Raw genomic sequence first — 11,277 nt, 5'->3', positions numbered from 1 at the left:
CATGGCCAGCAACGACAACCCGGCACCGCTACTGACCCGCAAAACCGTCCTGCTGGTGGACGACGCGCCCGACAACCTGGTGCTGGTCAACGACCTGCTGAAGGACTATTACAAGATCAAGATCGCCAACAGCGGCGAGCGCGCGCTGCGCATTGCGCAGACCGTGCCCGGCCCGGACCTGATCCTGCTCGACATCATGATGCCGGAGATGGACGGCTACGAAGTGTGCCGCCGCCTGAAGGCCAATCCGGCCACGCGCCACATCCCCATCATCTTCCTGACCGCCAAGACCGACGCGGACGCCGAGCGCCAGGGCCTGGACCTGGGCGCGGTGGACTACATCACCAAGCCGATCAGCCCCGCCATCGCGATGGCGCGGGTACGCAACCACCTGCTGCTCAAGGACAGCGCGGACTTCCTGCGCGACCAGAACGAATTCCTGGAGCGGGAAATCGCCAGCCGCACGCAGGAGGTGATGGCCATCCAGGACGTGACCATCCTGGCCATGGCCTCGATGGCGGAAACGCGCGACTCCGAGACCGGCAACCATATCCGCCGCACGCAGCACTACGTGAAGGCGCTGGCGCAGCGGCTGCAGGACCATCCTCGCTTCGCCGCCACGCTGACCGACCAGTTCATCGGCCTGCTGTACAAATCGGCGCCGCTGCACGACATCGGCAAGGTGGGCATCCCGGACCGCATCCTGCTCAAGCCGGGCCGCTTCGAGCCGCACGAGATGGAAATCATGAAGACCCACACCACGCTGGGACGCGACGCCATCGAGCACGCCGAGCGCGCGCTGGGCATGACCATGCCCTTCCTCTCGCTGGCCAAGGAAATCGCCTATTCGCACCAGGAGAAGTGGGACGGCTCGGGCTATCCGCTGGGCCTGGCGGGCGAAGCGATTCCCGTCTCGGCGCGCCTGATGGCGGTGGCCGACGTGTACGACGCGCTGATCAGCCGCCGCGTGTACAAGGAGGGCATGCCGCACGAGCAGGCGGTGCAGATCATCCTGGACGGCAAAGGCAAGCACTTCGATCCGGACATGGTGGACGCCTTCGCCGGCCTGCTGGACGAGTTCCGCGCCATCGCCGCGCGCTTCCACGACAGCGACGCCGACATGGCGGAGAAGAAGGAGCAGACCGAGCGCTTGCTGGGAAGCCAGCCATGAGCAACCCCATCAGCATTTTTTCCAAGCCAGCTGGCCGCGCTGCGGCCAGTGCCGCGCAGCTGCGCATCCTGGTGGTGGACGATTTCGAGCCGATGCGCAAAGTGACCGCCAACCAGCTGCGCCAGTTCAACATCGCCGACACCGTGACGCAGGCCGACAACGGCCAGGCCGCGCTGCGCCTGATGGAGAACCAGCAGTTCGACATGATACTGTCGGACTGGAACATGCCGGTGCTGGACGGCCTGCAGTTCCTGCAGCGCGTGCGCGCCGACCCGCGCTGGAGCCACCTGCCCTTCGTCATGATCACGGCCGAGGCGGAGCGCGAGCGCGTGCAGCTGGCGGTGGAGGCCGGCGTCAGCGACATGCTGCTCAAGCCCTACACGGCGGACCGGCTGCTGGAGCGGGTGCAGCGGGCGCTCCGGTGGAAGCCCGTGCGGCCCGCCGCTTCCGAGCCGGAGCCAGAGCCTGAGGCGGCGCCCCCCGAGGCCAATGCGGCGGCGCCCGCGGACGCCGCGCCGCCGGTCCCGCCCGCCGCGCCAGGTGCAGCGCCGGCCACGGCGCCGCTTGCAGCGCTTCCCGCCAAGCCGCGTTCGGCCATGCCCACCGTGCTGGTGGTGGACGACACGCCCGACAACCTGCAGCTGATCTCCCAACTGTTCAAGGACAAGTACCGCGTCAGGCTGGCCCACAACGGCGCGCGCGCCATCGCCATGTGCCAGTCCGACAACCCGCCCGACCTGGTGCTGCTCGACGTCATGATGCCGGACATGGACGGATTCCAGGTGGCGGCCACCCTGCGCGAGCACCCCGCGTCGGAAACCATCCCCATCATCTTCGTCACCGCGCTGACCGACGCCGCCAGCCGCCAGCGCGGCATGGGGCTGGGCGCGGTGGACTTCGTCACCAAGCCGATCGACCCGCCCATGCTGCAGGTGAAGGTCGAGAACTTCATGCGCTACGTGCAGCTGCACAAAAACCTGCAGGACGACTACGACCTGATGGTGTCCAACGCCCGCCTGCGCGAGCAGGTGGAGCAGATCACGCGACACGACTTGAAAGGGCCGCTGGCGGGCATTTTGGGCCTGCTGCACGCCATGCCGGACGCCTCGCCGGCCGACCGCTCCGAGCAGCTGCGCATGATAGAGGAGACCACGCTGCACCTGCTCGACATGGTCAACCTGTCGGCCGAGCTGTACAAGATCGAGACCGGGCGCTTCGCGCTGCACCAGCAGCCGCTGGACATCGCCACCATCCTCGGCCGCGTGGTCGCGCTGACCGGCAAGGCCTTCGCCGCCAAGGGCCTGGACCTGGTGCTGCAGGACCCCGGCCCGCCGCAGGGCGAAGTTGCCGCGCTGGGCGACGCCACGCTGTGCCATTCGCTGTTCCAGAACCTGGTCAAGAACGCCTGCGAAGCATCGCCCGAATGGTGCCGCGTCGATATCGAGCTGGTGTACGACACCGAACTGCTGGTGCGCATCACCAATCGGGGCGCCGTGCCGCAGGCGCTGCGCGAGCGCTTCTGGGAAAAATTCGCCACCCAGGGCAAAGCCCACGGCACCGGCCTTGGCACCTATTCCGCGCGCCTGCTGGCCGAGGCCCAGCACGGCCACGTCGAGATGCGCACCGACGACGTGCAGAACCGCACCAGCATCGAGGTCTGGCTGCCGCGCGCGCCGCAGCAGCCGGGGGATTGATATGCAGGCCAGCATCGGCATACTGGCCGCGCCACCGCCTAAGTTTAGTGTCGGCCACATAAGGGCAGCTCTAAAAACCCCGCCATCAGCAACGCTGGTTCGGTGAAATTCTGACATCGAACCAGCCCAGCGTGTATCGCCATGATGAAACCCCGGATCAGCCTGTTTGCCGAACAAGAGCGCGAAGATAAGCGCGCCAAACTGGGCGATCCGTTGGTGGGCCTGGCCAAACATGTCGATTTCGACGCGCTGGCGGCCAGTATCGATGCCGCCGCACCTCGTCCGTCCCGAGTTAAAGGCGGCCGTCCACCGTTCCCAACGGTCCTGATGGTCAAAATCCTGGTGCTGCAGCAGCTCTACAACTTGGCCGACGACGCGCTGGAATATCAATTGCTCGACCGCCGCAGCTTCTTGCGCTTCCTGGACCTGACTGAAAGCAGCAATATCCCCGATGCCAAGACGATCTGGCTGTTCCGCGACCGCCTTGCCCAAGTTGGCGTTGGCCATCAAGTATTCGAACAGCTCCAGCAGCAACTGCTCTCGCAAGGCTATCTGGCGCGCTGCGGCCAGATCGTCGATGCCTCGCTGGTGCAGGCGCCAATCCAGCGCAACAAGCGCGAGGAAGCAGAAATGGGGAAACCGACACCACGGTCTTCGAGCAATTGCTCGACCCCGGCAACACCTACCCGCCGGAAATCCGCAAGGTGATTTACACCACGAACGCAATTGAATCGATTAATATGAAGACCGGGTGCCGCAGGCTTAAACGACAACCCGTTTACACAGAATCCAGTACACCCCCGCCAGCGCGGCTGTCTGCCGTCATCAACTGACAGGGAGACCCGACCTCCCAACGATCACAGTTCGTGTACCACTGCCGGGGACGCTATCTTCTTCGGTCAATATCTGGCCGATGCATTGCTCTTTGCTGCGTGATTGCGGAATAGGATGCAGGCCAATATTCCTTTCCAACTGCTCGATCAACACGCACCGATAGTCTCATTGGCGTTTTAAGAACAATGTCCGCACTATTTGCTTTAGGAAGATGCTGCACTATTTCTCATCCACGCCAACAAAATCGAGCGCATGGCCGAGAACAACGACCTCATCTTCGACATCGAGGCCGCTGTGGGCGACCTCTTGGATCACTTGCAAGCATCCGACCTGCCGCAGCGCCCATTGGAGCGCTCTAGAACGATCTCGGCTTGGCGAGATGCTTCTGCACCTCGAGTCGCTCCTCGACGATGTCGAGCACTCGATCCCGAATCACGGGGTTGATCGTTTCAGATCCAAATGAACGAGCCTTCGTGTGAATGCCAACGTTGATCATGACTACCACGCCCACATCGATGCCGACACTCACGGCCACGTTGGCAACCGGTCCGAGTGGATCGAATTTTTGCAATTCCGAAATCGTACGGCTTTCGACTTGCCTGGCGATGTCATCGCGAAGGTCAAATCCGGACTCTGTCAGCACCTGAAGCGGCAATCGTTCCATTCGCTCGCTGAAGTCCTTGTCAGTAATGACGCGCTCGAGCATTTTGGCGAATCGCTTGCGATCGAATTCGTAGGGGGGGCTCGGATTTGATGGGTCAGAGTGACTGGGTTCGCAGTTCATGAAATCCTCCGTTTTCGAGTTAACGCTGTGGGATGCCGACAGGAACAGACGGGCGAGACAATTCCCTTAGTCGAATAATGCCGGTGTCAGGCTCAGGCTTTGGAATCGTTGCCCGTGGAAAGAACTCTGAAATCGGCGATGGGAATCCGTTCTCAATCATGCTTCGCTCGGGGACGGCGAGCGAAGCCAGCCATTGAAGTCGAAGGATACGGTCCTCGATGTCCCAGATTTCCTTCGGAGTGAGCTGTACGCCAGATCGGAACAGATACAGATTCCGGAAGAAGCCGAAGTCGTTGTACAGCGCCTCACCGACTACGCCCTTGGACCGATCCGCTTCCCACAGTCGCGAACCAGGGATTTGGCAATACCACTGGAGCAAGACACGCACGCCGTATTCTCCGAACAGGCGAGCCGCGAAAGCGACCGTCTTTTGAACATCCGCGGCAGTTTCCCAAGGAAGTCCGAGGACAAACGAGAAGTCGGCCCGCGTGCTGATACCGTGCCGAAAAAGGGTCTTTGCGGCGCTCTCAAGCTTTTCGCAGGTCGTGCCTTTCCCGATCTTGAGCAGCCCCTCGTCGTAGCCGCATTCGGCACCGACAAGGAATTGATGAGTTAGGTCGGCAATATTCTCGACGAAACCTGGATACAACAAATCGTTGGCGCGCGAGTCGTAGACCAGCCGTGGGTTGAGATTGCGCAATCGGATCTCCTCTGCGATTGCAATGGCTCGCTTCGGATTCATCGAGAATTCGTCGTCGATGATATGCGTCGTACCGATGACGCCCTTATGCGTGTACTGCTGGAGCGACTCCAGCCTGTCGACAAATCTGGCAGACTCCATTCCCCGCCATGATTTTCGGTATGAGGTGCTGCAGAAGGAGCAGTCGAATGCGCATCCTCGGGATGATTCCAGTGAAATTCCCTTGTATACGCCCGCCGGGAGTGCCTCGTAGTCCGGAAGCGGATAGTCGGACAACTGCTCCTCTCTGATCTTCGGCCCCGCAGGATTGCGAACTACTGAACCGTGCCTATCCTTCCAGGAAAGATTGGGCACCTTTGACAGATCCAGTCGTCCCTCGATTGCGCGGCAGAGGGCCGGCAGCGCCTCCTCCCCTTCGCCGCGCACAACATAGTCCACAGGGAATTCCGACAGAAGGTATGCGTCAAACATCGACGCATGGATGCCGCCAAGTACGATCGGCACCTCCGCGCTTTGTGATCGAATCTGACGGATCACCGTCAGAGCCGCCGGCCAACTCAGCGACGTTGTTCCGATGCCGACAAGGTCAGCATCAGCAATCTTGTCGCGAAATCCCGCCATGTCGTTTGTTTGCTCGGCGATGAGATCAATGACAAGGCATTCATAGCTGGCGTGCTTCAAGACGTTGCTGAGCAGATAGATGCCATAGGGTGGCGACTCTCGACTTTCATCTTGGGCGATGGGGACCAGAGTTCGATTTCGGAAGTCCATCACCGGGGGAGAAATCAAAACTACACGCATTGCGACACCTTCCTTTCATTGCAGTGGCCAAGGGCACGCGCAGGCAGGTCGCCTCGGGACAATCGCTACTCGATCTTCTTTCTCATCCGCTGCACATGATTGTCGAGGAGGTCTGCTGCTTCAGTTTGAAACCGGCGAGTGAAATTTGCGTCGCTCAGTCCAGCTGTCAGCTGGGCGATGGTGAGGGCAACGAGAACATCTCGTATTGCAGTCTCGCCTGACACTCCAGGTTGAGCCGCGCTCATGAACCCTACGGCGCCGAGCGTGCCCAGAATGGTGTTTCCGATGAATAGGTCCTGATCGGTGAGGTAGGGTTCAGGGCCATCGCCTCCCTTCGGCCTTGGCCCTTTCCCCATGTAATACGCGACGAGGGCCGCTTCGAGTTTTGCCGCCTCAAGTCGAAGCTGGGCATAAGATTTCCCCAGCAGGCTTGCGGCATCGTCGTCCAGTGACGGGACTACTATGTTCGCCATAAGTCACTCCCTACGGATTATCGGTATCGAGGCAAAGACTTGATCTACGTTCAAGGCAAGTTGCCGCGTAACGCAGGATCAAGGCATGGTGCCGCCATGGCCGGCTAGGACAGTTTAGAACAGCAGGTCAAAGATAATAGTTTAATCATATTGATATAGATCAAAGGGTTTGTTTGGCGATGCTAACCTATACAGGCTGTTCAGCGGGGGATGGAGTCTGGAAATGGCAGCAGCGTATCGAGCTGGCTGTTGGGGCACGTCGGGAGACGTTCCAGCACCTTGGACAGCTAGCACAGCGGATCGAGTCCGTTCAGCTTGGCGGTGGCGAACAAGCTTTGGATAGCGGCGGCGCGGCGACCGGCCCGTTCCGAACCGGTGAACAGCCAGTTCTTCTTGCCGATGGCAATCGGGCGGATGGTGTTCTCGACCGGATTATTGTCGATCGGCAGACTGCCCGAGTCGGCATAGCGGATCAGCGCCGGCCAGCGCTTGAGCGCGTGGTCGATGGCCTTCGCCGTGCTGCTGCCGGCGGCGACGGTACGTTGAGTCGCCAGCAACCAGGCGTGCAGCTCGCCCAGCGAAGGCACGGCCAGGCGCTGGCGCAACGCCAGCCGTTGCGGCGGATCGAGTCCGGCGCCTTGCTGCTCAATCGCGTACAGCGCCGCGATGCGGCGCAGCGCCTCCTCGACATAGTCGTCCACCATCAGGTGGCCGTGCCAGCCATGCAGGAAGGCGCGCGCGTGCGCGCCGGCCCAGCTGGTCTGGTAGTCGAACACGACGATGGGCGGGCCGGCGTCGTGCACGCCGAAGCGGTAGGCCCACAGGTAGGCGTGCCGGGTCTTGCCGCTGCCGGGGTCGAGTTGGCGCAACGGTGTCTCGTCGGCATGCAGGCACGCCTGTTGCCGCAGCAGCTCGGCGAGCAGGTCGGCCAGCGGCTGCAGCGCCACGCCGATGCGGCCGATCCACTCGGCCGGGATCGGCGCTGCCGTCACCGTCTCGCAGGGATGGCAGGCATATTGGGGACGGATGTGGCGATGCACGAAAAAGCGCGCCGGTTCCACGTCCAGTTGTTCGCTGACGTCCTCGCCGATCTTGACCAGGCCGGCGCCGCACCGGCCGCACCGGCACGATGCGGGCTCATGGCGGTGCTCGATGCGCGCCAGCTCAGGCGCAACGGCTGCCGGCCAGCGCGCTTGCGCTGCCGCTTGGCCGGCGCTCGCCCCTCGAGCTCCTCCTCGATGGCCGCCAAGTCCATGTCGACCGTTTCCTCGAACAACAAGCGCTGCTCGCCGACGAGCGCCTCGCTGGCCTTGCCGAAGCGGATACGCCGGTAGTAGGCCAGTTCGTGCGTCAGCGCGGTGATCTTGAACTCCCTCTCGGCCAGCAGGGCATCGCGCCGTGCCAGGGCATTGGGAAGGTGATCTGCTGTTTGGCAGCCACAACAGCCAGATTGCTACGCTGGTCGAGCGTCAGACGCGTTATGTCATGCTCGTAAAAGTCGCCGGCAAGGACACTGAGACAGTGGTCAACGCACTGATCGACAATGCCCGCAGGTTACCGCACGAGCTTTACAAATCGCTGACCTGGGATCGAGGGAAAGAGATGGCCGGGCACAAGCGTTTCACCTTGGCCACAGATGTCCAGGTCTACTTTTGCGATCCGCAGAACCCGTGGCAGCGAGGCTCGAATGAAAATACAAACGGGCTATTACGCCAGTATTTTCCGAAGGGTCTGGACCTTTCCACCTACTCGCAGGACAATCTCGATGAGGTGGCTAGAAGGCTGAACGAACGTCCCAGGAAGACGCTACACTACCGAACGCCGGCTCAACAATTTGAAAGGTGTGTTGCGACCACCGATTGAATCCGCAAGCGAAAGCAGCCAGAGTTGCTGCTGGTGCCGCCAGCAGCTTAATCGGTGGCATCGCTCAAATGGCAAAGGAATCGATGAATGACCGTATCACGAACACGGTCGGCGGCAGGCTCGCGAGTACCATTCTCGCTAGCATCGACGGGGACAAAGCTGACGGCGGTGGGAACTCTCTCTCGGCTGGCAAGCAAAGCAAATTCGATCCGCAAGCGGAAGTCGCTGCGTTCCGCGACCGTGACAAGAAAGATGGCGACGATTCTGAACCGCCGAGAATGTAGGCACCGAACCAAGGCGAAGCCATGACTCCCGCCGACTTTCCAGCACAGCTTCACGACAGCGTGTCCTGCAGCATAGCGGCGGCCGCCCGCTACGGCATTCCCGCCAGTTGAATCTCCACGATTCTCCTAGACACCCGCGAGCCGTTCAAAATACGTGCGTGGCACGGGTGGTTATAAAAAAACTAGAGTCGATGCCTCGTGCTTTTCGTTTCAGACCGCATTTTTCACTGGCGTGACAATTGGTGAGTTTCCTTGGAGAAAAATACTTTAAAATTGCCCTACGGAAATTTCCGCACGCATTTTAGGTATCTACATGTATATCCCAGATTTTCGCGCAGTATGCAAGACTTTTCATACAGCCTGCTTTCTCGCTGCTCTCGCTGCCGTCACTACCTTTACGGCCCAGTCGGCAGAAATGCCAATACGGGAATATGTCAAGCCGCAAAAACTCTACCACGACACTCAAAATTCTGAGCCAGGAAATTCCCTGCATCTCCCACAATCAGCCGAACTTACCGCACGAATTTGTCTGAGGCTCGGCGCCAAGTGCTCAGTCATTTATGGTGAAGAATTCTATCAAATAGCAGATGCTACATGGAAATATCGTTTCATCCGTTCGCATTGGGTCAAACCTCAGGATCAACCAGAGTATGAAATTGTTGTCAGTTCAACTGGCCCCATCTATTTCAATTGCCCCAGTGGCAATGGATGGCGAATCAACATCGCTACGCCCATATGCTATCGAGACAACGAATCTGAGCCCGATTGCGAGGAATGCAAAGCTAACCGCCCGCCTCCTGCCCAAGCACCAAAAATAGGAAACCCCATTTTTCCTTCCAATTTAACAAAACAGGAAGTTCGTACCGACTATCAAAACACAAAGGGATCGCTCCGCTTTGTCTGGACTTATCGAAGCGATCTTAGCAAGTGGGCGCACAATTATGAGATATCGGTTTCCGATATGAATGCGCCCAACTACGGGAATGGCCCCGAAGGCGCCTGCTTTCTAGAGCCAAAGCGCTACTATGGCCAAACATCTCCCATCAAGCCATATTGCTATCCATATGCTGCAAATGGTACGAGCAAGGACATCGCCCTTCGAAGAGGGAATGGCCGCGTGCACTATTTTAGTTCGGGGCAAAACTTTGCAGGCGCTCCCGATGTCAAAGATCAGCTGGCCCCCATCTCGGATGGGTCCGGTACCAAGATCGGCTGGCAAGTAAAGAATGGAAAGACCAATGCCACTGAAACCTACGACGCTTCTGGCCGGTTAATTATTTCCAAAGAGCTAAATGGACAGGAAACCACTTTTAGCTATAGCGACAGCACCACGCCGCCCGAGGTGGCGCCGCGTGTTGGTCTGCTTATACGTGTTGCAGACTCGTTTGGAGCCGCGCTGACCTTCAGCTACGACCTGGACGGCAGACTGGCGACCATGCGCGATCCCGCCAATGAACAGTACATCTATTCCTACGACGCCAAAGGCAATTTGGCATCGGTAACCTATCCCGACAACAAAAAAATCAGCTACTTGTACAACGAGACGGGCAAAGTCACCATCGCCGCCGAGAGCCAGCTCACTGGCATTGTCGATGAAAATAATTCCCGCTACGCCACTTACACTTATTCCGAGTACAAGGCCACGGCCACCGAACACGCAGGCGGCGTCAACAAATATATGCTGAAGGAATCTGCCTCCAATTGGACTACCGTGACCGATCCCCTGGGAACGGCGCGTGACTACACCTATTACACCATCATCAGCGGCATCAAACAATTCACCGGCATCTATCAACCAGCCCCTGGCGGTTCGGGCGTCAACAACACCTATGTTTACTACGATGCGAATGGCAATGTCACGTCTTTCTTGGATTTCAATGGCAAAAAGACGGTCTACACATACGACCTCACCCGCAATCTTGAAACCAGGCGCGTGGAAGCAAGCGGTACTGCGTTGGCAACGACAATTTCGACAGAGTGGCACGCCACTTTAGACCTACCGACCCGGATCGTCGAACCCAAGCGTCTGACCACCAACACCTACGACAACAACGGCAATCTGTTAACGCAAACCGTACAAGCCACAACGGACACGACCGGCGCCACTGGCTTTGGCGCTGTAGTGACAGGCCTACCGCAAACACGCACTTATACATACAACGCGCTGGGCCAGCGCCTTACCGCCAAAGGCCCACGTACCGATGTGAACGATGAGACTACCTACGTCTACGACAACGCAGGCAACCTGACCAGCATCACCAACGCAGCGGGCCATGTCACCACGCTCTCGAACTATGACGCCCACGGCCGCGCTGGCCGTATCACCGCCCCCAACGGTCTACATACCGATTTCAGCTATACCGTACGCGGCTGGCTGTCAGCCGTCTCCAAAGGCAGCGAAACCACCAGCTATGAGTATGACGGTATCGGCCAGTTGACCAAAGCCACGCTGCCGGATGACTCCAGCATCAGCTACACATATGACGCCGCACACCGCCTTACCGGCATCGCCGACAACGCCGGGAATTCGGTCGCCTATACATTGGACAGTATTGGCAACCGCACCGGCGAGCAGGTCAAAGATGCCAATGGCGTACTCGTCCGCAAAATCAGCCGCACCTACGACGCACTCAACCGCCTTAAGCAAATCACCGGAGCTCTGTAATGAGGTTA

7 protein-coding genes and 3 pseudogenes are annotated in these 11,277 nt (G+C 59.5%); 6 read left to right on the top strand and 4 right to left on the bottom strand.

What is annotated here, in order from left to right:
- Window position 1: 1 nt before the first annotated feature.
- The 3 genes and pseudogenes from AC07S4_RS21215 to AC07S4_RS21205 form a co-directional block, all read left to right on the top strand.
- Complete coding sequence (locus AC07S4_RS21215; protein WP_494988534.1) at window positions 2–1,171, top strand: response regulator; 1,170 nt, start codon at window positions 2–4, stop codon at window positions 1,169–1,171.
- A complete protein-coding gene (locus AC07S4_RS21210) occupies window positions 1,168–2,865 on the top strand; it encodes an ATP-binding response regulator (protein ID WP_494988533.1) in 1,698 nt (565 codons plus the stop codon). Before AC07S4_RS21215 ends, AC07S4_RS21210 begins: the two co-directional genes overlap by 4 nt.
- A 141-nt stretch (window positions 2,866–3,006) precedes the next feature.
- Window positions 3,007–3,336 (top strand): annotated as a pseudogene (locus tag AC07S4_RS21205) (transposase); the annotation flags it as partial.
- Window positions 3,337–4,054: 718 nt separating this feature from the next.
- Here AC07S4_RS21205 and AC07S4_RS21200 read toward each other — a convergent pair.
- From AC07S4_RS21200 to AC07S4_RS21185, 4 genes and pseudogenes are all read right to left on the bottom strand, one after another.
- Entirely contained in the window at window positions 4,055–4,483 is a 429-nt protein-coding gene (locus tag AC07S4_RS21200; protein ID WP_494988532.1) for a hypothetical protein, read from the bottom strand.
- A gap of 19 nt (window positions 4,484–4,502) precedes the next feature.
- Window positions 4,503–5,984, bottom strand: a complete 1,482-nt coding sequence (locus AC07S4_RS21195; RefSeq protein WP_494988531.1) for a B12-binding domain-containing radical SAM protein — start codon at window positions 5,982–5,984, stop codon at window positions 4,503–4,505.
- Between the two features lie 65 nt (window positions 5,985–6,049).
- The gene (locus tag AC07S4_RS21190; RefSeq protein WP_494988530.1) at window positions 6,050–6,457 is read right to left on the bottom strand and encodes a hypothetical protein; all 408 of its coding nucleotides are present in this window, start codon (window positions 6,455–6,457) and stop codon (window positions 6,050–6,052) included.
- A 200-nt stretch (window positions 6,458–6,657) separates the two neighbouring features.
- Window positions 6,658–7,841: pseudogene (locus AC07S4_RS21185) on the bottom strand (IS66 family transposase); the annotation flags it as partial.
- A gap of 8 nt (window positions 7,842–7,849) precedes the next feature.
- On the opposite strand from AC07S4_RS21185, the pseudogene AC07S4_RS21180 reads away from it, so the two are divergent.
- From AC07S4_RS21180 to AC07S4_RS21170, 3 genes and pseudogenes are all read left to right on the top strand, one after another.
- Window positions 7,850–8,320: pseudogene (locus AC07S4_RS21180) on the top strand (IS30 family transposase); the annotation flags it as partial.
- A complete protein-coding gene (locus AC07S4_RS21175) occupies window positions 8,317–8,604 on the top strand; it encodes a hypothetical protein (protein WP_494988529.1) in 288 nt (95 codons plus the stop codon). The pseudogene AC07S4_RS21180 and the gene AC07S4_RS21175, both read left to right, overlap by 4 nt.
- Window positions 8,605–8,917: 313 nt before the next feature.
- Window positions 8,918–11,269 (top strand): hypothetical protein, encoded by a 2,352-nt coding sequence (locus tag AC07S4_RS21170; RefSeq protein WP_494988528.1) that lies wholly within the window; start codon window positions 8,918–8,920, stop codon window positions 11,267–11,269.
- The last annotated feature ends 8 nt before the right edge of the window (window positions 11,270–11,277 follow it).

The organism is Pseudoduganella sp. GW821-FHT05F09 (genome assembly GCF_059419605.1).
Note: the sequence above shows the minus strand (reverse complement) of the source record. Positions and strands in the feature narration are given on the sequence as shown.

What these genes read in the sequence shown, in the direction of transcription:
- AC07S4_RS21215 (WP_494988534.1), top strand. Translation starts at nt 2, where the DNA reads ATGGCCAGCAACGACAACCCGGCACCGCTACTGACCCGCAAAACCGTC.
- AC07S4_RS21210 (WP_494988533.1), top strand. Translation starts at nt 1,168, where the DNA reads ATGAGCAACCCCATCAGCATTTTTTCCAAGCCAGCTGGCCGCGCTGCG.
- AC07S4_RS21200 (WP_494988532.1), bottom strand. Translation starts at nt 4,483, where the DNA reads ATGAACTGCGAACCCAGTCACTCTGACCCATCAAATCCGAGCCCCCCC.
- AC07S4_RS21195 (WP_494988531.1), bottom strand. Translation starts at nt 5,984, where the DNA reads ATGCGTGTAGTTTTGATTTCTCCCCCGGTGATGGACTTCCGAAATCGA.
- AC07S4_RS21190 (WP_494988530.1), bottom strand. Translation starts at nt 6,457, where the DNA reads ATGGCGAACATAGTAGTCCCGTCACTGGACGACGATGCCGCAAGCCTG.
- AC07S4_RS21170 (WP_494988528.1), top strand. Translation starts at nt 8,918, where the DNA reads ATGTATATCCCAGATTTTCGCGCAGTATGCAAGACTTTTCATACAGCC.